26 protein-coding genes and 1 tRNA gene are annotated in these 25654 nt (G+C 68.3%); 13 read left to right on the top strand and 14 right to left on the bottom strand.

Features of this window, described 5'->3' with window-relative positions:
* Positions 1–104: 104 nt before the first annotated feature.
* Both ACZ5YD_RS05025 and ACZ5YD_RS05020 read right to left on the bottom strand, forming a co-directional pair.
* Positions 105–410, bottom strand: coding sequence for a hypothetical protein (locus tag ACZ5YD_RS05025; protein ID WP_379744874.1), 306 nt, complete (start codon positions 408–410; stop codon positions 105–107).
* Between the two features lie 125 nt (positions 411–535).
* Positions 536–1057, bottom strand: coding sequence for a DUF7523 family protein (locus ACZ5YD_RS05020; protein WP_379744877.1), 522 nt, complete (start codon positions 1055–1057; stop codon positions 536–538).
* A 160-nt stretch (positions 1058–1217) separates the two neighbouring features.
* On the opposite strand from ACZ5YD_RS05020, the gene ACZ5YD_RS05015 reads away from it, so the two are divergent.
* Both ACZ5YD_RS05015 and ACZ5YD_RS05010 read left to right on the top strand, forming a co-directional pair.
* Positions 1218–2090: a CbiX/SirB N-terminal domain-containing protein gene (locus ACZ5YD_RS05015; protein WP_379744880.1), complete on the top strand. Its 873-nt coding sequence runs from the start codon at positions 1218–1220 to the stop codon at positions 2088–2090.
* Positions 2091–2094: 4 nt separating this feature from the next.
* Positions 2095–3402, top strand: a complete 1308-nt coding sequence (locus tag ACZ5YD_RS05010; RefSeq protein WP_379744883.1) for a DR2241 family protein — start codon at positions 2095–2097, stop codon at positions 3400–3402.
* A gap of 18 nt (positions 3403–3420) precedes the next feature.
* Here the strand turns inward: ACZ5YD_RS05010 and ACZ5YD_RS05005 are convergent, their stop codons facing one another.
* The gene (locus ACZ5YD_RS05005; RefSeq protein WP_379744886.1) at positions 3421–4005 is read right to left on the bottom strand and encodes a DUF7524 family protein; all 585 of its coding nucleotides are present in this window, start codon (positions 4003–4005) and stop codon (positions 3421–3423) included.
* Between the two features lie 139 nt (positions 4006–4144).
* Between ACZ5YD_RS05005 and ACZ5YD_RS05000 the strand changes: the two genes are divergently transcribed.
* Positions 4145–5569: an APC family permease gene (locus tag ACZ5YD_RS05000; RefSeq protein WP_379744889.1), complete on the top strand. Its 1425-nt coding sequence runs from the start codon at positions 4145–4147 to the stop codon at positions 5567–5569.
* Complete coding sequence (locus ACZ5YD_RS04995; RefSeq protein ID WP_379744892.1) at positions 5569–6309, top strand: universal stress protein; 741 nt, start codon at positions 5569–5571, stop codon at positions 6307–6309. The genes ACZ5YD_RS05000 and ACZ5YD_RS04995 overlap by 1 nt, the downstream gene beginning before the upstream one ends.
* A gap of 54 nt (positions 6310–6363) precedes the next feature.
* Here ACZ5YD_RS04995 and ACZ5YD_RS04990 read toward each other — a convergent pair whose 3' ends face one another.
* The 7 genes from ACZ5YD_RS04990 to ACZ5YD_RS04960 form a co-directional block, all read right to left on the bottom strand.
* Positions 6364–7509: an ABC transporter permease gene (locus tag ACZ5YD_RS04990; RefSeq protein ID WP_379744895.1), complete on the bottom strand. Its 1146-nt coding sequence runs from the start codon at positions 7507–7509 to the stop codon at positions 6364–6366.
* The gene (locus ACZ5YD_RS04985) at positions 7506–8168 is read right to left on the bottom strand and encodes an ABC transporter ATP-binding protein (protein ID WP_379744897.1); all 663 of its coding nucleotides are present in this window, start codon (positions 8166–8168) and stop codon (positions 7506–7508) included. The genes ACZ5YD_RS04990 and ACZ5YD_RS04985 overlap by 4 nt, the downstream gene beginning before the upstream one ends.
* Entirely contained in the window at positions 8165–9667 is a 1503-nt protein-coding gene (locus ACZ5YD_RS04980; RefSeq protein WP_379744900.1) for a COG1361 family protein, read from the bottom strand. Before ACZ5YD_RS04980 ends, ACZ5YD_RS04985 begins: the two co-directional genes overlap by 4 nt.
* 574 nt (positions 9668–10241) lie before the next feature.
* Positions 10242–10313, bottom strand: a tRNA-Ala gene (locus tag ACZ5YD_RS04975).
* Between the two features lie 84 nt (positions 10314–10397).
* A complete protein-coding gene (locus ACZ5YD_RS04970; protein ID WP_379744903.1) occupies positions 10398–10976 on the bottom strand; it encodes an SRPBCC family protein in 579 nt (192 codons plus the stop codon).
* A gap of 121 nt (positions 10977–11097) precedes the next feature.
* Positions 11098–11328: a hypothetical protein gene (locus tag ACZ5YD_RS04965; RefSeq protein ID WP_379744906.1), complete on the bottom strand. Its 231-nt coding sequence runs from the start codon at positions 11326–11328 to the stop codon at positions 11098–11100.
* 41 nt (positions 11329–11369) lie between these two features.
* Complete coding sequence (locus tag ACZ5YD_RS04960) at positions 11370–12626, bottom strand: LEA/WHy family protein (protein ID WP_379744909.1); 1257 nt, start codon at positions 12624–12626, stop codon at positions 11370–11372.
* A gap of 209 nt (positions 12627–12835) precedes the next feature.
* Between ACZ5YD_RS04960 and ACZ5YD_RS04955 the strand changes: the two genes are divergently transcribed.
* From ACZ5YD_RS04955 to ACZ5YD_RS04940, 4 genes are all read left to right on the top strand, one after another.
* Entirely contained in the window at positions 12836–13018 is a 183-nt protein-coding gene (locus ACZ5YD_RS04955) for a DUF7525 family protein (RefSeq protein ID WP_379744912.1), read from the top strand.
* Positions 13019–13084: 66 nt separating this feature from the next.
* A complete protein-coding gene (locus ACZ5YD_RS04950) occupies positions 13085–13315 on the top strand; it encodes a DUF7123 family protein (RefSeq protein WP_379744915.1) in 231 nt (76 codons plus the stop codon).
* A 48-nt stretch (positions 13316–13363) separates the two neighbouring features.
* Positions 13364–13828 carry a CoxG family protein gene (locus ACZ5YD_RS04945; RefSeq protein ID WP_379744918.1) on the top strand — a complete coding sequence of 155 codons (465 nt, stop codon included), beginning with the start codon at positions 13364–13366 and terminating at the stop codon, positions 13826–13828.
* Positions 13829–13918: 90 nt separating this feature from the next.
* Complete coding sequence (locus ACZ5YD_RS04940) at positions 13919–14737, top strand: nitrilase-related carbon-nitrogen hydrolase (RefSeq protein ID WP_379745605.1); 819 nt, start codon at positions 13919–13921, stop codon at positions 14735–14737.
* 686 nt (positions 14738–15423) lie between these two features.
* Here the strand turns inward: ACZ5YD_RS04940 and ACZ5YD_RS04935 are convergent.
* From ACZ5YD_RS04935 to ACZ5YD_RS04925, 3 genes are all read right to left on the bottom strand, one after another.
* Positions 15424–16503: a transcription initiation factor IIB gene (locus ACZ5YD_RS04935; RefSeq protein ID WP_379744921.1), complete on the bottom strand. Its 1080-nt coding sequence runs from the start codon at positions 16501–16503 to the stop codon at positions 15424–15426.
* A gap of 290 nt (positions 16504–16793) precedes the next feature.
* Positions 16794–18044 (bottom strand): asparagine synthase C-terminal domain-containing protein, encoded by a 1251-nt coding sequence (locus ACZ5YD_RS04930; protein ID WP_379744924.1) that lies wholly within the window; start codon positions 18042–18044, stop codon positions 16794–16796.
* A complete protein-coding gene (locus tag ACZ5YD_RS04925; protein ID WP_379744927.1) occupies positions 18041–18724 on the bottom strand; it encodes a PHP domain-containing protein in 684 nt (227 codons plus the stop codon). Before ACZ5YD_RS04925 ends, ACZ5YD_RS04930 begins: the two co-directional genes overlap by 4 nt.
* A gap of 188 nt (positions 18725–18912) precedes the next feature.
* Between ACZ5YD_RS04925 and ACZ5YD_RS04920 the strand changes: the two genes are divergently transcribed.
* The 4 genes from ACZ5YD_RS04920 to ACZ5YD_RS04905 all read left to right on the top strand — a co-directional run bounded on the left by ACZ5YD_RS04920 (position 18913) and on the right by ACZ5YD_RS04905 (position 24503).
* On the top strand, positions 18913–19224 hold the full coding sequence (locus ACZ5YD_RS04920; protein WP_379744930.1) for a hypothetical protein: 312 nt from the start codon (positions 18913–18915) through the stop codon (positions 19222–19224).
* A gap of 128 nt (positions 19225–19352) precedes the next feature.
* The gene (locus ACZ5YD_RS04915) at positions 19353–20780 is read left to right on the top strand and encodes an FAD-dependent oxidoreductase (RefSeq protein ID WP_379744933.1); all 1428 of its coding nucleotides are present in this window, start codon (positions 19353–19355) and stop codon (positions 20778–20780) included.
* 100 nt (positions 20781–20880) lie between these two features.
* On the top strand, positions 20881–23124 hold the full coding sequence (gene purL / locus ACZ5YD_RS04910; RefSeq protein WP_379744937.1) for a phosphoribosylformylglycinamidine synthase subunit PurL: 2244 nt from the start codon (positions 20881–20883) through the stop codon (positions 23122–23124).
* Between the two features lie 149 nt (positions 23125–23273).
* On the top strand, positions 23274–24503 hold the full coding sequence (locus ACZ5YD_RS04905; protein WP_379744940.1) for an ABC transporter ATP-binding protein: 1230 nt from the start codon (positions 23274–23276) through the stop codon (positions 24501–24503).
* Between the two features lie 131 nt (positions 24504–24634).
* Here the strand turns inward: ACZ5YD_RS04905 and ACZ5YD_RS04900 are convergent, their stop codons facing one another.
* A complete protein-coding gene (locus ACZ5YD_RS04900; protein WP_379744943.1) occupies positions 24635–24781 on the bottom strand; it encodes a DUF7550 family protein in 147 nt (48 codons plus the stop codon).
* A 121-nt stretch (positions 24782–24902) separates the two neighbouring features.
* Here ACZ5YD_RS04900 and ACZ5YD_RS04895 point away from each other — a divergent pair, with 121 nt between their 5' ends.
* Positions 24903–25628 carry a uracil-DNA glycosylase family protein gene (locus ACZ5YD_RS04895; RefSeq protein ID WP_379744946.1) on the top strand — a complete coding sequence of 242 codons (726 nt, stop codon included), beginning with the start codon at positions 24903–24905 and terminating at the stop codon, positions 25626–25628.
* The last annotated feature ends 26 nt before the right edge of the window (positions 25629–25654 follow it).

Here is a 25654-nt window from a genome sequence, read left to right as displayed (position 1 = left end):
CGAGATCATCGCATTCTCGCGAACGCGGTCTCCTTGTGAGTACGGTACGGCGGCTCTTCGTGCCCCCGAGTCGTCGGACGTAGAAACGAACCGTCGCTGCCGTGTCAGTTCTCGACTTCGGCCGCGGAGTCGATCCGCATCTCGCCGAGCTTGTCGACGATGTCGTCGAGCTTGTCGTCGAGCTCGTCGACGAACTCCTGGGTGCGCTCGGTCGTGATCGCTCCCTGGCTCGACGGCTCGATGAGGTTCTCCTCCTCGAGCACGCGAAGGGAGTACCGGACCTTGTGATGTGGGTATCCCGTCTCGTTAGACATCTTCACGATGCCGATCGGCTCGTTGCCGATCACCATCTTGAGCACCTGCAGATGTCGTTCCAGCATGTCGACTTCCTTCTCAAGTCGGTCTATCATGACACATGTTAACTTGTCATGCCCCGATTTAAAAGTTGCTGTCCGAGGCGGAACGGGGTGTGTTGCCACGAACTACCACGCACGAGGTCTTAACCGTTCCGTTCGGATCGATCCCGATCGACGGTTCACGACCCGACGACCGACGGAACCGCCTCGATCGCGTCCTCGATCGTCCGGAGGGCGGACACGCCCTCGCGGCGGCCGACGAGCACCAGACACGTGCCCTCCGCGATCCCGGCCGCCTCGACCTCGATCCCGTCGATCGCGAGCCGGCGGAGGACGTACGCGAGCGCGTTCGCGTCCAGGTCGCCGTCGGCGACGATCGCGGTCGCGGAGCCGCCGCGCTCGAGGCCGATCCCGGCGATGGAGAGGACGTCGCCGTCGGAGTCGTCCCCCGAATTCGCCACGGAGACGCCGCTTCGCATCGAGACGCTGGCGGACGTCGGGACGCGGTCGTGCTCCGGGAGGTCGGCCTCGAACCGCCGCAGCGCGGTCGCGACCGCCTCCGGCTCGTCGGGGAGGTCGAGTTTCGGATCGTCGATCAGCCACGTCGCGGCGGCGGCGTAGTTGAGCACGCCGGCACACAGCCCGGCGTGAACGAACGGCCTGGCCCGGACGGCCTCGCGAGCGTCGGCAGCGAGCGACATGTGAAAACACGGGCGTCCGTGAGGTATAGGTCTTCGCGGTCGTCCTCGAACGCGGGGCGCGGCTGCGGTCCTCGCCGTCGTCCCCGCGGCCGCCACGACCGACGCGAGAACCGTCGTCGTCTCCGAAGTCCCTAAGGCCGACGCGGCCCCAGATCGACGCATGCAGTCGCTGGTCATCGTGGCCCACGGGTCACACCTCAATCCGGACTCGAGCGCGCCCACACACGACCACGCGGACACGATACGCGAGGTCGGCGCCTTCGAGGAGGTGCGAACGGGCTTCTGGAAGGAGGAGCCCCACCTCCGCGAGGTGCTTCGAACCGTCGAGGGCGAGGAGGTGTACGTCGTCCCGCTTTTCATCTCGGAGGGCTACTTCACGGAGCAGGTGATCCCCCGCGAGCTTCGGCTGTCCGGATGGGACGTCGACCGCTGGGGATCCGACGGGCTCTCGGCCGACCAGGCGACGCTGGCCGCCGCCGACACCGGACAGACGGTCCACTACTGCGGCCCGGTCGGGACCCACGAGGCGATGACCGACGTGTTGGTTCGACGCGCCGAGACGGTCACCGGGGATCCGGACGTCGGCGAGGGATTCGCCCTCGCCGTCGTCGGCCACGGGACCGAACGCAACGAGAACTCCGCGAAGGCCATCGAGTACCACGCCGACCGGATCCGCGATCTCGACTGCTTCGAGGAGGTGCAGGCCCTCTATATGGACGAGGAGCCGGAGGTCGACGACGTCACGGACCACTTCGAGACCGAGGACGTCGTCGTCGTCCCGCTGTTCATCGCCGACGGCTTCCACACCCAGGAGGACATCCCCGAGGACATGGGGCTCACCGACGACTACAGAACGGGCTATTCGGTCCCCGCCGAGGTCGACGGCCACCGGATCTGGTATGCGGGCGCGGTCGGGACGGAGCCGCTTTTGGCCGACGTCGTCCTCGAGCGCGCCGCCGACGCCGGCGCCGACGTCGGCGACTCGCTTTCGGCCGTCCGCGAGACCACCCGCGTCGCGACGGGGGATGACTAGCCCGATGGACGCGCGTACCGACGCGAACGCCGACGGCGATGCCGGCGATGAACGTCCTCACGATGAACGCACTGGCGACGACACGCCGAACGACGTGCCCGCCGTCGCCCTCCCCGACGCCGCCATCGACGCCCTTCGGGCGGCGGTCGACGCGGAGGAAGGCGATGACGCTACCACCGCCGATCGTGGTACGACGCTCGTGGCTCCTGGCTTCCGCCTGGCGCGGACCGCCGACGGATACACCCTCGAGATCGACGGGGACACGCACGCGGACCTCTCGGCCGACGAGTTGACCGACCTCGCACGCGATCACCCGATTCCCGTCTCCGACTGGTACTTCCACGAGCGGATCGTCGACGACGCGGGACCCCGCGGATCGTTTCTCCGGTGGCTCGAGGGGGTCGATCCGTTCGACGATGATGTCGATGGGGGTGACGACGGCACGGGCGGCGGGACGCGGGACGATCACGCGGGAGCCGCCGAGGTGCTCCGCGACCGCTACGCGGCGCTTGCCGACGGCGTGGTCCGCGAGTGGGGGGAGCTTCGGATCGGGACGACCCTCGAGAGTGACGGCACGCGCCGGTACGAGATCCGCCACGTCGACGCCGCCGACCTCGAGCGCGAGCATCTCGAGGCCCACCACGATCCGCTTGCGGCACGCGGTATCGCGACCTACGACGAGGACGATCGATACCGGCCGCTCAAGACCGCCCCGTCGCTTCCGACCGGCTGGGTCTTTCCGGACCTCGAGGCCCGCGACTGCTATGAGACGGTCGAGACGTTCTACCCCGCCACGATCGCGAACTGGTACCGGGAGGGTCGAGGCGAGCTGGACGTCACCCACTGGCACGAGGCGATCGAACGTCAGACCGGGATCTACGGCGTCATCGAGACCTGGGACCGCGGCGCGGGCCACGAACACGTCGAGTGGGTGGCGGAGACCTGCTGTGTTGACTCCCAGTGTCTCAAGCGGCGCGAGTGGGACTACGACGCGGAAACGCCGCTCGACGTCGACGGCGGCGACGGCGCGTTCCCGTGCCGTGAGCCGTGCTCGCTCGTGATCTCGGCGGCTCGACAGTGGACGAAACTGGAGGGCGAGCGGGAACGCACCTACGAGTTCGATCTCACGCCGAGCGAGAAGGAGCAGGTCGAAGCGATCATCGACGCGGTCGCGGACGGACGCGTTCCGGAGATCCGCGAGGCGGACGTCTACGAGGGCGCCAACCGATATCGGACGCGGTTCCTGCGCGCGAAGCGGTTCGACGAGGACGGCAACCTCTGTGGCGTGGAGACGGATCCGGACGCGGAGTGATCGACGGTCGGCTTCGGCCTATCGGAACAGGACCACCGTCGCGGCGACGACCGCGACGAGCACGACCGCGGCCCCGAGGATGACCGCCGGCGTCTGGACGGTCACGCCGACCGCGACTGCGACGATGGCGGCGATGGCGGCGACGACGATCGCGGGGAGGATGCTCCCGTCGAGCGTCGAGTCGACCGTCCCGGCCGCGCGTTCGACGGCGGAGGGTTCCGGATCGCGGTCGGGGGGCTCCGCGAGGGACTCGTCGACCACGACGGACCGCTCGCGCTCCGGCGGCGGCTCGACGATGACCGTCACGTAAGTGCTTCCGGATCCGTGGCCGACGACGAGCTTGAGCTTCCCGCGCACCGTCGTCTCCGGTCGGTCGGGGTCGACGTCGACGTGGACGATCCGCCGCGACTCCGCCTCGAGGTAGTGGTTCGTCGTCGCCACTCCCGCCACTCGCGAGAGGTCGTCGTCGACGTTGAGGTGGACGTGTGCGGCCTGTCCGCGGTTGTCGATGGCGACCTCGAAGGGACCGTCCGTGGTGATCCGATCCGGTGCGTCGATCGAATGGACCCCGTCGCCGTTCACCTCGACCGGGAGCGTCTGCACGCACACACCTGGGAGGCCACGGTAGAAAAAGGTTGACGCCGATGGGCGCTCGTTCCCGGTCGACGAGGGCGCGAGCGAGACGGAACCGCGTTCATTTTCCCGCAGCTATTTGTCGACTGGCCGTGAGGTACGCTCCCGTATGAGCGACGAACCGGGCGGGACCAACATCGAGGGGGACGCTCCCGTCGTCGAGACCGTCGTCGAAACCGATTCGGCGACGATCACCGACGATTCGGAGCTCGAACGGACGCTCGGGTTGACCGGCGGGCTCGCGATCGGCATCGGGACGATGATCGGCGCGGGGATCTTCGTCTTCCCGGGGCTCGCGGGCGCCGCGGTCGGCACGGCCGCGACCGCCTCGTTCGCGGTCGGCGGGGTCGTGGCGCTGCTCGTCGCCCTACCCGCCTCCGAGCTGGCGACCGCCATGCCGAAAAGCGGGGGCGGCTACTACTTCATCTCCCGCGGGCTCGGTACGCTCGCGGGGACCGTCGTCGGGCTCTCGCTCTGGCTCGGGCTCGTGTTTGCGACCGCGTTCTACCTGGTCGGACTGGGGTTTTACGCGCTGGATGCGCTCTCCATCGTCGGGATCTCCGTCGGGGCCGATCCCGGCGTCCTCGTCTCGGTGATCGCCGTCCTGTCCGGGATCGGCTTCACCGTGGTGAACCTCACCGGGACGGAGAACGCGGCGCGGATCCAAAACGCCATCGTGGTCCTCCTCCTGTCGATGCTCGTGGCGTTCCTCGTGTTCGGCTTGCTCGACGTCGCGGGGTTCGTCGGCGACGAATCGACGGGCGGGACCGAGGCCGATCGCTGGACGGTCTTCCCGATACTCTCGACGGCCGCGCTCGTGTTCACGTCCTACCTGGGGTTCGCCCAGATCGCGACCGTCGCCGGCGAGATGAAACGCCCCGGTCGGAACCTCCCGCTGGCGATGATCGGGTCCGTTCTGGTCGTCACGGTCATGTACGTGTTGACGATCCTCGTCGCGACGAACGTCTTCGATCGGACGCAACTCGGCCAGCTCGGCGAGACGGCGATGGTCGAGATCGGCCGCGAACTGCTCGGCGTCGGGGGCGCCTTCGTCATCGTCGTCGGCGGACTGCTCGCCACGATGTCCTCGGCGAACGCGTCGATCCTGAGCACCTCCCGGGCCATCTACGGCGTCTCGAAGGACGCGCTCCTCCCGCGGTGGGCCAGCCGGATCGACCTCCGGTACGGGACGCCCTCCGTCGCGCTGGGAATGGCCGGCGGCCCGATCATCGTGCTCGCGGCGACCCGACAGGTCCAGCTTCTCGCGGAGGTCGCCTCGTTTCTACATCTGGTGTTGTACGGGCTGATCTGCGTCTCCTTGGTGGCGATCCGCAGGGACGCCCCCGAGTGGTACGACCCGGACTTTCGCGTCCCCGGCGGACCGACGATCCCCGTCCTCGGCGCGATCGCGAGCTTCGGACTCATCGCGTTCATGGATCCGGCCTCGATCGGCGTCGGCCTGTTCGTCATCGTCGGTTCCGCCGGGTGGTACCTCTATTATGCCCGCGACGTGACTCTCAAGGGGGTCCTGTAATGACACGCGTGCTTGTTCCGGTGGCGGTTCTCGAGGGGGAGGCGGTCTCTCCCGGCTTGATGTCGCTTCTCGGGAGCGTCGACGTGACCGTGCTCGGCTATCACGTGTTGCCCGAACAGACGCCGCCGGATCAGGCCCGCCTCCAGTACGAGGACCGAGCGACGGACGCGCTGGTGGATCTGAGCGAGGAGTTCCGATCGGCCGGCGGTGCCGCCGACCATCGACTCGTGTTCACACACGATCGCGAACGGACCGTCGAGCGGGTCGCCGAGGAGATCGACGCGAACGCCCTGGCGATCACGGGAGTGACCGGGGACGTCGACCGGCTCCTGGTCTCGATTTCGGGCGACGTTTCCATCGACCGCGTCATCTCGTTCGTCTCGGATCTCGTCGATGGCCGCGACATCGGCGTAACGCTGTTTCTCGCCGCCGACGAGGCCGAGGCGGGGACCGCCGACGAACGGCTCCAGTCGGCCGCGGCACGGCTCCGAAGCGAGGGGATCGACGTTCGGACGTCGCTCGCGATCGGAGCGTCCCCGATCGAGGGCCTCCTCGGCGAGGTGTCCGGACACGACGCGATCGTCATGGGGGAAACGGCGCCGTCGCTCAGCTCGCTCGTCTTCGGGGACGCGTCCGAGCGCGTCGCGTCGGCGTCCGTCGGACCCGTGCTCGTCGTTCGAAACGACGGGACCGTTGACGACGGGACTATTGACGACGAGGGCGTCGACGACGGGGCGTAACGACACCTCGAGGGGAGGACCCGCTCACCCGACTCGGGCCGATCGCCCGATCCGCTAATCGCGAAGCAGCTCCACCGGCCGCTCGTTTGCGGCCTTCCAGGCCGGGTAGAACCCGCTCAGCAGGCTCGCGACGATCGCGAACCCGAATCCGTAGACGAGGTATCGAAACGCGTTCCACTCGAGAACGAGGGTCGCGTCCTCGAGGAGGACGTGATTCAACACGAGTCCGACCCCGAAGGAGACCACGACGCCGACTGCGCCGCCGATGACGCCGAGGAAGACCGACTCGGCGAGGATCATCCGCAACACCTCCCCCCGCCGGATCCCGACGGCTCTGAGCACGCCGATCTCGCCGCGGCGCTCGATCGTGCTCATCAACATCACGTTGAGGATCGCCACGCTCGCGACGACGAGCGAGATGGACCCGATCCCGAGGAGCGCGAGGTTGAGCGTGTTCAAAAACGAGTCGACGCTCTCCTGGATGCTGGCGGGGGTGGTGGCGCTCACCATCTCCTCCCCGCGGTCGTTGATCTGCGTTTCGATCGTTTCCGCGAGTCGCTGTGCCGTCTCGCCGTCCTCCGCGAGAACGGTGACGCTCGTGTAGTACTCCTCCTCGCGCAGCGCGTCGATCGGCACGACGACCTGGCCGCCACCTCCCGGACCGAACCCCTGTTCGGACTCGAGGATCCCCCGAATCCGGTAGAGTCGGCCGTCGTACGAGATTGGATCGCCGATCTCGAGCCCGAGCTCGTCGGCGACGTCCGCGCTCACCAGCGCGCCGGCGGTGAGCCGGTCGGGTACCTCCCCCTCCTCGGCGTCGTAGAGCGCGTCGGCCCGCTCGACGCCGGTCACGCTCACCCGCGCACCCTCCCCGTTCGCCTCGAGGATCGTGTCGCTCGACTTCCGGGGAATCACCGCCTGGCCGGCCACGACCGTCTCGATCTCGCGGACCTGCGCGTCGGTGAGGCCGTCCTCGAGGTTGTCCTCGCCGGTCGTGACGGTGACCTCGTTCGTCAGGCTCCCGAGGTCCTGTGTCGCCTGGTACTGGATGGCGGCGCCGGCCATCCCGAGCGAGGCGATCGCGATCACGCCGATGGCGATCCCGAGCGCCGCGAGTCCAGTCCGGACGCGATTTCGACCCAGGTTCCGCCACGCCATCAACACGCTCGGGAACCGCCAGAGCCGTTCGATCGGGTTCATCGTATCTCCCCGTCGACGAGGTTGACCGTTCGGTCCGCGTACTCGACCAGCTGTTCGTCGTGTGTCACCGCCACGATGGCGACGTCCTCCTCGTTTTTGAGCCGGGTGACCTCGTCGAGGATCGTCGCCCCGGTGTCACGATCGAGGTTCCCGGTCGGCTCGTCGGCGAGCAGCAGGTCGGGTTCGTTGATGAGCGCCCGGGCGATGGCGACGCGCTGGCGTTGTCCCCCCGACAGCTGATCCGGCGTGTGTCGGAGCCGGTCGCCGAGTCCGACGCGTCGAAGCAGATCGATCGCCCGGTCGTGGCGGTCGACGTCCGTCTCCCACATCGACGGGAGCTCGACGTTCTCGACGGCGGTGAGCATGGGAAGCAGGTGGAAGTCCTGGAAGACGAACCCGATCTCCGATCGCCGTTCCTCGGTGAGCTCGTCCCCGTCGAAGTCGGTCACGTCGCGTCCGTCGATCCTGACCGTCCCCGAGGTCGGCGTGTCGAGCAGGCCGATCACGTTCAACATCGTGCTCTTCCCGGACCCGGATGGGCCGATCACCGTGACCATCTCCCCGCGGTCGCCGTGGAAGTCGACCCCCTTCAGCGCCTCCACGGTCTCCCCGCCGCTTTCGTACCGCTTTCGCACGTCCGTGAGTTCGACGACGCTCATCTCGACTCGTCGGATGAGCCGCCGCGTCGTCGCCAGATCACGGCGCCGATCCCGATCGCGGCTACGAGGGCGACCGCTGCGAGGGCCGGCAGGCCGATACCCGGCGGCCCGCCCGAACCGGACCCCTCGGAGTCGGCGGCCTCGGCCGCCCCGGGATCGCCGACGTCGACCTCCACGATCCGCGAGAACTCCTCGCCGTCGACGGCGTACTGGACGCGAATCGGGAGCGTCTCGACGCCCGCGGAGGCGTTCGCGGTGAGTTCGAAGGTCCCGAACTCGCTCGCGTCGATCGCGCCGATGAAGTACTCGCGGTTCGGCGGGACCGGGCGGACGCCCTCGGACCCGACCACCTCGACCCGCACCGACCGTGCGTCGCCGCTCCCGACGTTCGCGGCGTCCCCGGAGACGACGAGCGTCGACTCCTCGCGGTCGAACTCGAGGCCGGAGAGGACCACATTGGACGCGGATTGCGGGGCGTACCGCATCGTCTCACTCGTCGTTCGCCGCTCGCCGGCGGCCGTGTAGTCGGCCTCGATCGACACCTCGCCGGGCGGCACGTCGTCACCGGGAAGGACCGCCGTTCGCGACTCCTCCGCGGGCACGTCCTCAAGGAGGGCCCGCTCGACGGTTCCTCCGTCCGCGACCGCTCGGAGCCGTACGTCGCGGAGCTCCGCGTTCCCGTACTCCGCGAGCGTGGCCTCGATCACGGTGCTTCCGTTTTCGACCCCGATCGACGTCGTCAGATCGGCGTCGACGGTCGCCGGCTCGACCTCGGTCGTGATGGTCCGGTTCGCCGTCCGAGTCGTCCCGCCGGCGACGTCGTACGCGAGGGTCGCATCGAGCGTTCCGGTTCCCGAGTCGGGATACGTTACACGATAGGTGTAGGTGACCTGCGCTCCCGATTCGACGGTGGCCGCCACCCGTTCTGCGTTCTCGACGCGTGCGTCCCCGCCGACTTCGAGCCGCGCGTTCGAGATGGCGCCCGACCCGCCGTTGGAGACGGTGACGTTCATCTCCGTCTCCTCGCCCGCGACCGGGTCGACCTCGTCGGGGTCGGCCACGGAGAGGACCACGTCGTCCGGCTCGGAGACGTCGACGTAAAGCGGGAACCGCGCGTGGCTCGGGCTCCCGTTTTCGGTCCGTCCGATGGCGTGGACGGTCAGACGCTTCTCGCCGCGCTCGTCGATCCGGACCGGAAGCGGAACCCGTATCGACTCGCCGGGCGAGATCGCGCCGACGTCCTCGGCCCTGGCGTACTCGGTCGCGCTGTCCGTCTTCCGTATGTAGACGTCGGTCACCGCGACGGCCTTCCCGTTGCCCTGTGGATTTGCCACCTCGGTGGTCACCGTGAACGTCTCGCCGGGCGCCGGTTGGTCGATCGAGGCGTTCGCCGACCGGATCGAGACGTCGGTCGGTGCGGACCCGGCGACGCTCGCACCAACCGAGATCGAACCGACCACGAGGATCGCGGCGATCGCGAGCGGGACGGTTCTGGTCATCGCGATCGCGGCGAGACGTCGGTTCGTGGCGCCGGACCGTTCGGCCGTCGATCGCTCGAGGGAGGATCGTCCGTTCCGCCGGGGCGTCGCGGGAACCGTGGAGGGGGTGTCGTCGTCACGTGTTCGGACACGGTCCGTAGGTACTTATCGGTGACCGTGGGGCCAATCGAGTCTCAACGGGTGATCCCTCCAACGAGAACCGCCGGGATCTCCGAAACCGCAACGGAACGATTGTGAGACGTCGGATCACAGTTCCGGCATTCGTCGGAGACGTTGGCCCCCATCTCCATCATGGGTGGCGCCTCCCCTCGTCGAGGGCGGGACAACGATCGAGATCCCTGCCGATCGGACGTCCACAAAATTCACAGCATACCGGCTTTATGACGGCGTTTTCGGATTCCGTCATCGCAGATCTTCCCTTAGACGACCGCCGTACGGCGACGACCCGCGTTCGGATCCGAAAGCTAATCGGTTAACTGTGGGGAAGATCTCGAAATTCGATTCTGCCGATAATTGGGCGTACAGAGGATTTACCGTTGGTTTAACAATAATCGACACGACAGATGAATCGGGATGGACTCGCCGGGATTTGAACCCGGGGCCTCTCCCATGCCAAGGGAGTGATCTACCACTGATCTACGAGCCCGCTCCGCGACCGATCGTATCCCCGGTTCCATCATAAGGGCTTCGAATCGGCCGTCTCCCGGGAGTCCCTCACACGGCGATCGCCTCATAGCCGTTCGGAGTCGATCGTGACCTCGAGATCGACCTCGCGTTCGCGCCCCTCCAGGTCCGCCACGGCACGCTCGACGATCCGAACCGCCTCCTCGCGCACGAGCGGGATCACCCGCCGGAGGACCCACTCCACGGAGACGAACCGTGGAAGATCGAGCGCGTCGGAGTTCGCCGAATCGGGATCGAAGCGGACCGAGAACTCCACCTCGCAGACGTCGGCGTGGGCCGCGGTGTCGTCCTCGTCCGTGACATCCACGCCCGCGGTGTCGGCCTGCTCGACGTCCCCCTCGATCGCCGTGATCCCCCAGTGGCCCGTCGCGTCGATTCCCTTGCGGATCGCCCAGTTGATCCGCTCCGGCGGGGCGATCTCGGTCACCTCCGAGCGAACCGTGTAGGTGAGCCGCCACCAGCCGAAGGTCAACGCGTACCGGGTTCCCGGCCCGCCGTCGCCGTCGATCCGGCGAACGTGTTCCAGGTGTTCGGAGTAGCGGGCGTACCGCGGGAAATCCACGAGAAACTCATAGACCGCCTCCGGCTCGGCATACACCGTCGTCCGGACCACGAGTTCGTCCACGGACGTCGTTACCCCGGACGAGTCTTAAAACCGGCCGTCGAACGAACGGGACGCCACGACCTCGGTGTGCGGCCCGTCGCCCATCACTTGGGCGGCCCGACCGCCTTCCACCGACCGCGTTCTACGTCTGCTCGCGTGAGCCGATCTCCCGGTAGATCCACATGGCGGCGAGGTAGGACGCCACGAAAAGCAGGAATCCGACCACGAACCCGAACAGCCGGCGACGGCCCAGCCCGCCGGGGACCAGGTACGCCAACCCGGCGAGCGCGATCAAAAAGACGAGGACGCTGAAGGCTCCCGAGAGGAGATAGACGCCGAGATCGGAATCGAGTCGGTCGCGCAAATCGCTCACGAGGAAAGGTTCGCCGGGCGTCCTCAAAACCTCCCCGGTCCTCACGTCGTCCGGGCGTCGACGGCCTCCAGTTCGAGGAGCCCGTCGTCCTCCGTTTCGGTCCCCGTTGGCGTCTCCGTCTCGGTGGCTGTTTCCGTTTCGGTAGTCGCCTCCGTCTCCGTCTCGGTGGCCGTCTCCGTTTCCGTTCCGATGATCGGGTCCTCCGTTTCGGTCGGTGTCGGCGTTGCCGTCTCGGTCGGCGTGTCGGTCCCGTCGCTCGTCCCGGTCTCGCCGCCGGACGTTGTCGTGCCCGTGGGCGTTTCCGTCCCGTTCGTTCCGCCGCCGTCGGTCCCGCTCTCCCCGCTCGCGTCCTCGCCGAAGATGTCCGTCTCGATGGTACGCTCCATCGTGTCGAGGGGGATCCGGACCGTCGATCCGCCGCCGTCAGACAGGTTGACGCGCAGGTAGAAGTCGGCTTTGAGCGTCGTAACCTGTTCGTTCTGGAGGTGGCTGACCCACCACTCGTCGAGGTGCTGGTTGTCGAGGCGGAAGGTGGCGTCGATCGTCTCCTCGCCTCCCGGCGGAATGACGTAGGGACCCCCGCTTTCACCGCTTCCCATGTCGATCCCGTTCATCCCGATGTCGTAGCCGATCGAGGAGATCGTGACCGGGAACGACCGCGGGTTGTACACGACGAACTGCATGCGGATCTCGGTCTCGTTTTCGGTGACCGTTCCCCACTCGCCGCGGGTCTCGCGCACGATCAGTACGGGATCGGGAACGATCGCGCTATCGGCGTTCAACTCGCGGTCCTCGTCGGAGTTGAACGCCTCGATGAGGTCGGTCTCGATCTGCCGTTCGACTGCCGGCGCGTCGAAGGACCGGCCGAGAAGCGAGGAGTGGACGTCGGCGTGAACCGTGAGCGTCGTCCGCTCGTCCGCGCGCAGGTGGCTCACCCACCATGCCGGAATGCGCGTGTTGTTCATCTCCGAGGTCGTAGAGAGCGTCGAGTTTCCGCCCTCGATCGAGACGCCCTCGCGGGTTCCGTTGGCCATCGGAATGTCGTTCAGACGGACCTCGTAATCCACCGTGAGCCCGCCGGCCGTCACGCCGATCGGGTTGGGGTTGTGGAGGTGGATGTCGGTCTCGATCTCCGTCACGTTCTCGGTGACGTTGCCGAACCCGTTGTCCACGCCGGTCACGCTCGGCGTCCCGAGAATGCCGAGGGCGACCGCGCCCCCGACCAGAAGCACGATGCCGCCGATGCCGACGAGGAGGAGCCGCCGCCGGCCGACCGATGGGATCCAACTCGGTGCCATGCTGTCGTACGCGGAGGTTGCGGCGGGACCGTATAAAGGTGGTCGACGCGTGACGGTCGAAGGACGGGGCTGACGGTGAGCCGGGACGGGACTAGCGGCCGAACCAGGACGGGACTATCGATCGAACGGGACGGAACCGACGTCGAACCGAGACGGGATCGACGGCCGCGTTGAGACAGGACTAAGTGTCGCGCCGCGAACGTCCGAGCATGACGGCTGGTATCACCGGATCGGACAAGGGACTCGGCGTCGGACTGGCGTTCGCGGCGATCGTCGTGCTCGGAGCGGTGCTCATGTACGTCGGACCGTCACAGATCAACCGTGCGGCCGGCTTCGGCGTCGCGATGGTCGCGGCGATCATCGCGGTCTCCGCGTTCCACCTCTTCGAGTGACTCGGCGGGAGCGATCGGTCGCCCCGCCTCGTTCCGTTTAAATATCGCCGACACGTAATGTCGACAATGACGGAGTATACGGAGGAGGAAAAACGGATCCTCGCGTACCTCCACGATAGCGTCTCCCGCGGCGAACAGTACGTTCGCTCGAGGACGATCGCCGACGCGATCGGGCTCACCGCCAAGCAGGTCGGCAGCCGGCTCCCGAACCTCGCCGAGAAGTCCGAGGAGGTCGACATCGAAAAGTGGGGCCGCGCCCGCTCGACCACCTGGCGGGTCACCCAGTCCGCACCCTGAGCCCCGGGATCCACCCTTTTTTAACCATCCCCTCGCGTAGCGGTGAATATGACCGTCCGTGTCTCGCGGACCTTCGAGTTCGACGCCGATCCCGACGACGTGTGGGCGTTCATCTCGGATCCGGGCAAACGAGCCGACGTGATAAGCGTCGTCGAGTCCTACGACGTCCACGACGACCGACGCGCCACCTGGCACATCAGCCTCCCCATCCCGATGGTTCGATCCACGATCGACGTCGAGACGAGGGAGGTCGAACGCGACCCGCCGACCCGGGTGAAGTTCGTCGGGAAGTCCCGCGCGCTTCGAGTCACCGGCGAACACACGATCGAGGCCATCGAGGGCGGCTGTCGGCTGCGAAACGAGTTCGTCGTCGAGGGGGCGCTCCCCGGCGTCGAGACGTTCTTCAAGCGCAACTTCGAGGCGGAACTCGACCGGCTCGAGCGCGAGCTCCGCTCGGATCTCGGCCTCCCCGCGGGCGCCGAAAGCGACACCCCATCCCGGACCGACGGCTGATCCGACCCGATGACTGAACGCGATTCACCGACCGCTCCCGCCGCGGACGCCCGGTCGACCCCGATCGATCCCGGAGCCGAGGCCGACCCGATGCGGATCGCCTGCGTCCAGCTCGCGATCGAGGGCGGGGACGTCGCCGGGAACCTCGAGCGCGCGCTCGCCGCGGTCGATGACGCGGCCGATCGCGGCGCCGACCTGATCGCACTCCCCGAGCTCTTCGACGTCGGATACTTCGCCTTCGACGCGTATCCCCGTGCCGCCGTGAGCCTCGAGAGCGAGCGGCTCGAACGGTTCCGCGCGCGGGCGGCGGAGCACGGCGTCGCCGTCCTCGCGGGCACGATCGTCGAGGACCTCGGCGCCTCCGCCGAGGCGGGACTCGCGGTCCCGGACTCGACGGGGCTGGCCAACACGGCCGTGCTGTTCGATTCGACCGGCGAGCGGCGGCTCGTCTACCGCAAACACCACCTGTTCGGCTACGAGTCCGCGGAGGCGGAGCGGCTCGTGCCCGGCGAGCGGCTCACGACCGCGGAGCTGTCGGGCGTCCGGATCGGCGTCACGACCTGCTATGACCTCCGGTTTCCCGAGCTGTATCGACGGCTCCTCGAGGAGGGCGTCGACCTCGTGATCGTGCCGAGCGCGTGGCCCTACCCGCGGGTCGAACACTGGCGCACGCTCGCACGAAGCCGTGCGATCGAGAACCTCGCGTACGTCGCCGCCGTCAACGGCAGCGGGAGCTTCGACGGCGGCGACACCCTCCTCGGTCGCACGACCGTCTACGACCCCTGGGGAACGCCCGTTTCCACGACCGACGACGCCCCGGACGTGGTCTACGCCGACGTCGATCCCGGCCGAGTCGCCTCGATACGCGAGGACTTCCCCGCCCTTCGCGATCGACGCAGCGATCGGTGAGAAGTACGAGCTGACCGTGAGGGGAAACGCGAGGTGGCCCGGGAAGGAAACGGCGCGACGGACGGAGAAGGAAACGTCCAGACGTATCCTCGGTTCCATACATTTATTCGGGAGCACGCAGTAATACCCCTCGCCGGTGTTTCGGCGCTTTTCTCGTCGAAACGTCGGTATCGATCCGCTCCCGTCCCGACCGTCGGGTGATGTGGACGGACCGTGGCTGGATCCGCCACGTCCGTCCCGCCCGCGCACATCACCCGTCACCGCTCCCGTCGTTCGTGAACGAACGCCGACGCTCGAGACGTATCCCCGCGATTGGAGAACTAATTCACGATCATCGTCATACGTCCGTGAAATTGATCGAAAGACGTGAATCAGTCGGCATCTCCGCATCGATATTCACTCATCGAAAACTTCGATGGACGTCCGTCGCTAGTTTTGACGCGAAGAGGCCGGTTATATCGCCTCGAGCGATGATCATCTATCGGCGTCCGCGTTCCGCGATCGACGCCGACCGTCGGACGCCGCCTGTGGACTAGTGCTCCCACAGTGGCTTGGTCAGTCACCGGCCCGATCGATCGTTCGCTCGCCAGGAGCGAACGATCGTTTGTGTACGTCGTAGCTGGACTTTGTACGCCGTGGCTGGACTCGGATCCGATCTCCGTCAGAACACGTCAGTCGGTACGCGATCAGACGCCGGCGGCCTCGGCTTCGGCCTCCGCGTCACCCTCGGCGAACCCGGGGAATCGGGCCTCCTCGGCCTCGAGCAGCTCCTGATACCGGTTTCGGATCGTGACCTCGCTCATGTCCGTCGCGTCGCTCACTTCACTTTGGGTGAGATCGACGTTCGTGAGCTTGCCGGCGGCGTAGATCGCGGCGGCCGCGAGCCCGACCGGCGACTTGCCGCTGTGGACGTTCTGCCGTTTGCCCTGTTCGAGCAGCTGGCGGGCGTACTGTTCGGTCTCGTCGGGCACCTCGAGCTCGCTGGCGAACCGGGGCAGGTACTCGACCGGGTCGGCCGGCTTGATCTCCAGTTTGAGCTCGCGGTTGATGTAGCGGTAGGCCCGCTTGAACTCCTCGGCGTCGACGCGGCTGACGGCGGCGATCTCGTCGATCGACCGCGGCACCTGCTCCATCCGGGCCGCGGCCTGCAGGCTCGCCGTGGCGATCCCCTCGATGGATCGGCCGGGGAGCATGTCGTTGTCGAGCGCCTGCCGATAGATGACGGAGGCGGTCTCGCGGACGTTCTCGGGGAGGCCGAGCGCGGAGGCCATGCGGTCGATCTCGCCGAGCGCCTGTTTCAGGTTGCGCTCCTTGGAGTCGCGGGTGCGGAACCGCTCGTTCCAGGTCCGGAGCCGCTGCATCTTCTGGCGCTGATTCGAGGAGAGCGCGTTGCCGTAGGCGTCCTTGTCCTGCCAGCCGATGTTCGTCGACAGGCCCTCGTCGTGCATCATCTTCGTCGTGGGGGCGCCGACGCGCGACTTCTGGTCGCGCTCGCTCGAGTCGAACGCGCGCCACTCGGGACCGCGGTCGATCTCGTCGGACTCGACGACGAGTCCACAGCCCGAACAGACGGTCTCGGCGCCGTCGTGTTCGAGCCGGCTCCCGCACTCGGGACAGGTCGTCTCGGATTCGGTCTCCGTCGTCGATTCCGACTCGGCCGTGGCTCGCTCGCCGGTGGTCCTTCGCTCGTCGGTGGTCCTTCGCTCGTCGGTGGTCGATTCCTCGTCGGTCGTGCGCCGGTGGGCGCGGAAGGTGGTCTTACTCATGTGTTGAACTGAACGGACGTCGTCGCCCTGTACGGGCCGCGATGAGGAGGACGAAAGCGATATAAAATCCCGACCTCGCTCGTTCCTTCACTCCGAGTTAGGAACTAAGAGTATATAAATATGTCGTGGTATGATATCACAATCGAATGTACGATGTCTCTAACCGGGGTTTAGAGAACCAATATCATCCATTTATATGACGTTCGTTCGCCCTCCGACTTGGGTCGCCCGCGATCATCGTTTCACCGGGGTCCGGCGTCGATCCTTCACCCGAATCCGACGTCGATCCCTCATCCGGGTCCGGCGTCGATCCCGGCGTCCTCGAGAAGCGACGCCACGTACTTGCCGACGTGGTCGTCCATTCGCCGTTTGAATCCGGCTCGACGTGCGAGCCGGTCGAGCTCCCGCGAGACGTAGGTGCCGTACTGGAGCGCCTTCTTGTCGGCTTGCCGAACCGGATCGGGGACGAGTCCCGACGCCGCCCGCCTGAGCGCGATCTTCCGCTCGTCCGGCGTCGCGAGCAGTTCACCCGGAAGTCGGAGCGCGGCGTCGACGACCGGGTCGGCCAAAAGCGGCGTAACGGGCTCGATCCCGGCCACGCGGATCGCGGGGACGTCCCGCGCGAGCTGGCCGGGAAGCGACCCCACCGTCTCGTCGCGTGCGCCGCGTACCGTCTCCGCCTCGACCCGGTGGTCGTCGGCCGGCTCGACCACCTTGCTGTATCCGCCGAACAGCTCGTCCGCGCCCTGCCCGAGAAGGAGCCGATCGTGTCCGTCCGCGGCCGCCGCACGACCAACGAGGTAAAGGGGGATGGCGATGGAGAGGTCCATCGCGTTCGTCCGCCCCGTCGCGGCGACCAGCCCCGGGACGGCCTCGACGAGGTCGTCGTGTGTCACCTCGACGATCCGCAGGTCGTCCTCGCGTCCCATCGCCCCTGCGGCCTCCCGGGCCGCCTCGACGTCGTGACACCCCTCGAATCCGGCGACGTAACACGGCGCGTCCGGGGCGCCGCTCGCGACGAGCGCCGAATCGATCCCGCCGGAGAAGGCGACGGCGACGTCCCCGCCTTCCACACCGAATTTGCCCCCGCTATCGGTTCCAGGGTCGCCGGAGCGACCGATCGCCGCCCGAACGGCGTCGTCGACCGCCGCCTGCGCCGTCTCCGGGGGAGCGGGGGCCGGCTCCGGGAGCGTCCAGATCGTCCGACTTCCGGACGCGGTCACGACGCTGCCCGCCGAAACCGGAACGGGCGACTCGAGCGCCCGTCGATCGAACGCCCACGCTCCCTCAGCCGTCGGATCCGGGCACTCCGCCTCGACGAACAGGGGTTCGCGTCCGAGGACGTCGCGGACGAGCGCGGGTTCCTCCGCGCCGTGTTCGTCTCCACGATCCGTTTCGGGCTTCAGGACGAGCCGGCCCGCGAACCCCCTCCCGCCGGGGAGCGGGTCGGCGTCGTCGATGGCGTCCTCGATCGCCTCGGCCGTGGCGCCGCGAAGCCGGGCGTCGTCGGAGCCGGTCGGTCGGTCGGCGTGTGCCGTCATCGCACCGACCGCAGTCGGCGGAGCACGCGGCGTTTCGCCCCGCCGGCCGCCTGCCGGAAGGAGACGTGCCAGGGCGTTCGGCTCCCGACCACGCTGGTTCGTCCCTCCGCGATCGCCTCGAGGATCGCCTCGGCGGACGGCTCGTCGGCGTCGACCTCCGTGACCGCCTGTCCGACCATCTCGGAGATGTGTGCGTCGCTGCCGGCGGTCTGCGGAAGGTCGTGTTCAACCGCGAACCGCTCGGCCTTCCGATTGGCCCGGCCCGTCAACAGCCGCGAGTTGTACACCTCGATCGCGTCCGCGCTCGCGAGCTGTTCCTCCGTGACGTGGGCTGCGACCCCGTGACGGGTCTTCTGGAAGGGGTGAGGAACGACCGCGATTCCCCCCTGGTCGTGGATACGCGCGAGGGTTTCGTCGTAGGAGAGCCCCGCCGGAATCGCACGGTCGATGCCGAACGCGAGCACGTGGCCGGCCGCACACGTCACCTCCATCCCGACGATCCCGACGAGTCCGTGTTCGGCGGACAGCTCCGCCGCGGCACGGGAGGCGTCGATCTCGTCGTGGTCCGTGACGGCGAGGGCGTCGAGGCCGACCGCCGCCGCCTGCTCGACGAGGAGGTCGACCGGATCGCGGCCGTCGTGGGACAGCTCCGAGTGGGTGTGCAGCTCGACCGATAACACGCCCGACCGTACGCGAGTGGTCCACAAAAGAACCCCGGTCTCCTCACCGAGGGCATCGCCCCGGTCGTCGATGCCTTCGGTCTCCCCACCGAGGACATCGCGGTCTCCCCACCGAGGACATCGATCCTGTCGTCGACGTCTCCGGCCCCGCCGGTACGATTATGCCCCGCGACGTAGTCGGGCCACACATGACGGACGTCGATGACGCGCTCGCGGACCGGACGGTCGGGTTCGAGGCGGCGTTCGCCTACGCGTTGAGCCCCGACATGCGCCGGCTGATCGTCGTCTTCCTGTTCGGCTGGCTGCTGTTGCCCGTCGGGCTCGCGGTCTTCTTCTCGCCCGAGTTCCTCGTGGGATTCAGCGGGACGATCCGGGAGGCGACGGGGATGGTCATCGGGCTCGTCGTGGTGGTGATCGCCGGGGCGCTGCTCTTCGGCGGGCTGATCGGCGCCCTCTTCAAGACCATCGCCGACGCGAACCGATACGCGAAGGAGACCTGATCGCCCCTCGAACCGGAGTCGGATCGATCCTCAACCCGGAGTCGGATCGAACTGAAATCGAAGCCGAACGGGGCGGTTAGTTCGGGGTAACTCGAACAGTTAGGTGACGGGGGTACGAACGTCCGGGCATGGCCGATCCGTTCGTGATCGTCGGCGGTGACGCGGCGGGGTTGAGCGCCGCGAGCAAGTTCAAACGCGAGGCACCGGACCGCGAGGTCGTCGTTCTCGAGCGGGGGCGATGGGTGTCGTACGCCCACTGCGGGATGCCCTACTACGTGAAGGGCGAGGTCGAGTCGCTGTCGGATCTGCTGTCGCTGTCGCCGGCGGAGATCGTAGAGCGGGGGATCGACCTCAGGCGGGGGCACGAGGTCACGGGCGTCGATCCGGACGCGAAGACCGTGCGCGTTCGAACCGACTCGGAGCGGTACGATCAGGCGTACGGCGACCTGCTCGTCGCGACCGGCGCGCGCGCCGTCGACGGACCCATCGACGGGGCCGACCTCGAGGGCGCGTTCACGATGCACGACATGGACGCCGCCGCGGCGGTTCGGGCCTTCCTGACGCCGCCGGCGGAGATCGATCCCGACGCCGTCGACGGCGAGTACGTCGATCGCGACCGCGTCGAGACGTACGCGACCCGCGAACCTCCGGAGGCCGTCGCGGTCGTCGGCGGCGGATACGTCGGCGTCGAGATGGTGGAGGCCTTCGAGGCGTACGACCTCGACGTCCACCTCCTCCAGCGGCCGGATCGCCTGTTGCCCCCGTTCGGCGAGACGGCCAGCGAGCGGGTGATCGAAACGCTGCGCGAACGGGGAGTCCGTGTACGCCTCGGTACCGCGGTCGACGAGATCGTCGGCGACGGGCGAGCGGAGGCCGTCGTCGCCGGCGACGAGCGGATCCCCGTCGACCTCGCGCTGATCGGGATCGGGATCCGACCCAACACGGGGCCGATCGAGGATGCCGGCGTCGAACTGGGGGACTCCGGCGCCATCGCCGTCGACGACTACGGGCGGACGAACCGGGAGCACGTCTACGCCGCCGGCGACTGCGCGGAGATGTGCCACGCCGTCACCGGCGAGCCGGAGTGGGTCCCCCTCGGGCTGACCGCCAACCGTGCCGGGCGTGCGATCGGTGCGACCGTGGCCGGCGACCCGACCCCGGTCGGGGAGATCGCGGGGACGGCCGCGGTGAAGGCCTTCGAGACCGAGTGCGCTCGAACCGGGATCGTCGACCGCGACCGGGCGCGCGAGGCCGGGTTCGATCCGGTCTCCGAGACGATCACGGCTTCCTCGCGGTCGGGATATTACCCCGGCGCCGCCGAGACGGCGGTCACGCTGGTCGCCGATCGGGAGACGGAACGACTCCTCGGCGGAGCGATCGTCGGAACCGACCGTGCCGCGATACGCATCGACACGATCGCGACGGCGCTCGAGGCCGGGATGACCGTGGCGGACGTGGAGCGGCTCGACCTCGCGTACGCGCCGCCGTTCAGCCCCGTCTGGGACCCCGTGCTCGTCGCGGCCAAGGTTCTCAACGGGTCCCTCGACGCTCCGTGAGGGTCCGATCGCCGTCTACGGCGTGCTTCCACTGCCGGAGCCTATCCACGTACGTGCACATGAAAAAGCATTAGAACGCACCAAGTGACCATACAGGTGAATGAGCCTGTCCGATCCGGACGCCGATCTCGTCCGCGCGGAGCTCGGCCGCGATCCCACCCCGGCCGAGGCCGCGCTGTTCGAAAACCTCTGGAGCGAACACTGCGCGTACCGGTCCTCGCGGCCGCTGCTCGGCGCCTTCGAGAGCGAGGGAGACGCCGTCGTCGTCGGTCCGGGCGACGACGCCGCCGTGTTGGCCCTGCCGACCCCCGAGGCCGCAGACGACGCCCCCGGCGACCGCGACGCCGACGACTACGGCGACACCTACGTCACCTTCGGGATCGAGAGCCACAACCATCCCTCCTACGTGGATCCCTTCGACGGCGCGGCGACCGGCGTCGGCGGGATCGTCCGCGACACGATGAGCATGGGCGCCTATCCGATCGCGCTGCTCGACTCGCTGTACTTCGGCGCGTTCGACCGCGACCACACGAAGTACCTGCTGGAGGGCGTCGTCGAGGGCATCTCCCACTACGGCAACTGCATCGGCGTCCCGACCGTCGGCGGCAGCGTCGCCTTCCACGACGGCTACGAGGGCAACCCGCTCGTGAACGTGGCCTGCGTCGGCCTCACGAACGAGGACCGTCTCGTGACCGCGGTCGCGGAGGAGCCGGGCAACAAGCTCGTGCTCGTCGGCAACGCCACCGGACGGGACGGCCTCGGCGGCGCCTCCTTCGCCTCCGAGGACCTCGCGGAGGACGCGGAGACCGAGGACCGGCCCGCGGTGCAGGTCGGCGACCCCTACGCGGAGAAGCTGCTCATCGAGTGCAACGAGGCGCTCGTCGACGAGGACCTCGTCCTCGCCGCCCGGGATCTGGGCGCGGCGGGCCTCGGCGGCGCCTCCTCGGAGCTCGTCGCGAAGGGCGGACTCGGCGCCCACATCGAGCTCGAGCGCGTCCATCAGCGCGAGCCGAACATGTCGGCGCTCGAGATCCTCCTCGCGGAGTCCCAAGAGCGGATGTGCTACGAGGTCGCCCCCGGGGACGTCGAGCGTGTCCGCGAGCTGGCCGACCGGTTCGACCTCGGCTGTTCGGTCATCGGCGAGGTGACGGAGGGGAACTACACCTGTACCTTCGAGGGCGAGACGGTCGTCGACGTTGACGCGGAGTTTCTCGCGGACGGCGCCCCGATGAACGACCTCGAGTCCGAGCAGCCTTCGGAACCCTCCCGCGATCTCCCCGACGTCGAACTCGAGGCGGCCTTCGAGGCCGTCGTTGCGGCGCCCTCGACCGCGAGCAAGCGGTGGGTCTACCGCCAGTACGACCACGAGGTCGGCACCCGGACCGCGCTGCGTCCCGGCGACGACGCGGCGATCATGGCGATCCGGGAGGCGGCCGGCGACGCCGGTGCGGACGACGACGTCGGAGCCGGCGATGGCCCCGATTCGACCGACGACGCCGAGGGCGCGGGCGTGGGACTCGCGCTCTCCTCGGGCGCCAACCCCGACTGGACGGCGGCCGATCCCCACGGCGGCGCCCGCGCGGTCGCCCTCGAGAACGCGACGAACCTCGCGGCGAAGGGCGCCGTCCCGCTCGCGGCCGTCGACTGTCTCAACGGCGGTAACCCGGAGAAACCCGACGTCTACGGCGGTTTCGAGGCGATCGTCGACGGATTGGCCGAGATGTGCGACTCCCTCGAGACTCCCGTCGTTGGCGGGAACGTCTCGCTGTACAACGACAGCGTGGCAGGACCCATCCCGCCGACGCCGACGCTCGCGATGATCGGCACGAAGCGCGGCTACGACGCCCCGCCGGCCGCGCTCGATGCGGACGTGGCCGAGGAGTCCGATCTCCTGCTCGTGGGCGAGGGCGGCGGTGCGCTCGGCGGGTCGCAGTATCTCGCGCGAGCCGGCGGAAGCGACCGTTTCCCGGCGCTGTCGGAGAACCCGGCCGATCTCGTCGACACGCTCGCGCGGATCGCGCGCGCGGACTCGACGGTCGCCGCCCACGACGTGAGCGACGGCGGGCTCGCCGTCGCCCTCGCCGAACTCGTGACCGACGACGCGGGCGTCGACGTCGAGCTGCCGGACCGCGTGGCCGCCTTCGAGGAGACGCCCGGCCGGCTCGTCGTCCAGACAACGGACCCCGAGGCGGTCGCCGAGCTCGCCGGGGACGTGCCCGTCCTCCGGCTCGGATCGGTGACGACCGACGGACGACTCGCGTTGACCGTTGGCGAGGACCGCCTCGAGGCGACGGCCGAGTCGATCCGGAGCCGACGCGACGTGCTCGAGCGCGAGATCGCGTGAGGAGACTCGGAGACTGGTCGCCGATTCGACCGACTCCGCCGCGTCCGTGCGCTCGCCGCGGATTCGTTGACCGCGAGCGACACGTTTTTAGGGTTTCCTAAAAGATCTTCGGGCAACGACCACGCGGATTCCGTGGTGGGAACTCGTCCATGTCACAGCAAGGGTCACGAACTCGCGGGGCAGTCGACGCCGACGTCGCCTCCTCGTCGAAACCGGACGCCGGGTCGAGTTCGAACGCCGCATCGAGTGCGACCTCGACCGCGGGATCGGAGCCGGCGGGAGCGGGCTCGGAGACCGCGTCCCGACCGATCGCCGCCGGCAGCGAGACGGTGTTGGCCCTCGATGGGGTCCACAAGCGGTTCGGGTCCGAATCCGCGGTTTCGGGCGTCGATCTGGCCGTCCGTGACGGCGAGCTGTTGACCCTACTCGGACCCTCCGGCTGTGGAAAGACCACGACGTTGCGGCTCATCGCCGGACTGGAGACGCCGAGCGAGGGGCGGATCACGATCGGCGGCTCCCGAGTGGCCGACCCCGACCGCTGCGTCGATCCGGAGGACCGCGACGTCGGGATCGTCTTTCAGGACTTCGCGCTGTTCCCGCACCTCTCCGTGCGCGAGAACGTCGCCTTCGGCCTCACGGACGCCTCGAGCTCGGCGACCGAGAGGCGGGTGGACGACCTGTTGGATCTCGTGAACATGTCCGATCACGGCGAAAAGACCCCCGATCAGCTCTCGGGGGGCCAGAAACAGCGCGTCGCGCTCGCCCGATCGCTGGCTCCCGAGCCGGACGTCCTGCTCCTCGACGAGCCCTTCTCGAACCTCGACGTCCGGCTCCGCGTGGAGATGCGCGAGGAGGTCCGCCGCATCCTCAAGGAGGCCGGCGTCACCGCCGTCTCCGTCACCCACGACCAGGAGGAGGCGCTCTCCATCTCCGATCGGATCGCCGTGATGTCCGACGGGAAACTCGAGCAGATCGGCACCCCGGAGTCGGTGTTCGAACAGCCGGAATCGAAGTTCGTCGCCTCCTTTTTGGGCCGGGCGGCGTTCCTGAAGGGCCACCTCCGCGACGGCGCCGTCGAGACCGGCGTCGGCCGGTTCAACGCCGCCACCCTCGAGGGGTACGACACGGTCTACGACGGCGCGCCGGTCGACGTGCTCGTTCGACCCGACGACCTGCGAGCCTCGCCCACGAGCGAGGAGACGGCCGACGGGACGGTCGTCTCCAGGCAGTACGTCGGTCCCTCGTTCATCTATCGCGTCGAGTTGGACTCCGGCGAGTCCGTTCACTGTCTGCACAACCACTCCGAGGAGTTCGACCTCGACGAGTCCGTCACCGTCGATCTCGTGGCCGACCATCCGCTCGCGTGGTACCCGCGATAGTGGGGAAACGGCGTGGTTCGGATCGCGGTAGGGAGAGCCGTAGTCGTTCGGGTCTCGGTCCTCGGGAGACGCGTCGTTCTCGGGAACGTCGACTCAACGCGGGGGCGTCGGCGTCGCTCGGACGCCCGGGCTCACAACAGAAGCGCCGGAACGAGGTAGGCGACTGTCAGTCCCACGAGCAACACCACGAGCCCGGTCGTGACCTCCGTGCGGCCGAACTCCTGCATCGGGGAGGTCACGCGCGCGTTCGGGTCGGGTTCGTCGGAGTGATCGGTCATGTCCCGAGGTTGCGAGCCGACACACAAAAGCGCTCCCGATCCGCCGCGATCGCTTCCGGCTCGCGATCGCGTCCAACCCGCGATCGAACCGGTTTTGGCGTCCGGTCGCCTATTCGCCCGCGTGAAGAACGTCACCGACCGAACGCGAAACCCCTTCGGGATGACGCCCGACTGCCCGGCGTCCGTTCCGGGGTTCGGCGACGCCAACGCCGACTTTCACGTCGTCGGCGACCACCCGGGCGTCCACGGCGGAACCGCGACCGGCGTTCCGTTCACCGGGGAGCCCTGGTCGTCCGCGTTCCTCGAGGCCCTGGCGGAGGCGGGACTGATCCGGTCGATCGACGACGGGAAAGCGGCTCCCGCCGGAACAACGGTCGACGACCCGACTCCCGCCCAGACGACCGACGGCGGCGTGTCGACTCCCTCACACGACGGCGACGACCCGTTCGTCGTCGACCGGACGTTCCTGTCGTACCTCCACATGTGCGTGTCCGACGGGGAGCCGACCGAGGACGACTACGCCGGGATGGAGCCCTTCTTCGACGCGGAGCTTCGGGCGATCGCCGCCCACGTGCTCCTTCCGGTCGGCAGGCGGGCGACGGAACACGTCCTCGAAGAGTACACCGCGCGGGCGCGCTCGATCGACCTCGAGATGGACGCGCTCCACGGAACGGAGATCCGCGGCTCCGGCTGGCTCGTCGTGCCGGTCAAGGACCCTCGCGAGTGGACCGATTCGGACGCCGAGCGGCTGGTGGCCGGGCTTCGCGAACTCCGGCGCACCGACTACCGCCGCGTGACGGATCTCGGACGGTTCATCGCCGGCGACGACCCCTATCTCGTTCGGTGAACACGGACGGGACGCTCGCCGTTTCG

The organism is Halopenitus salinus (genome assembly GCF_055397165.1).
This window is presented reverse-complemented; position numbering and strand designations above follow the sequence as displayed.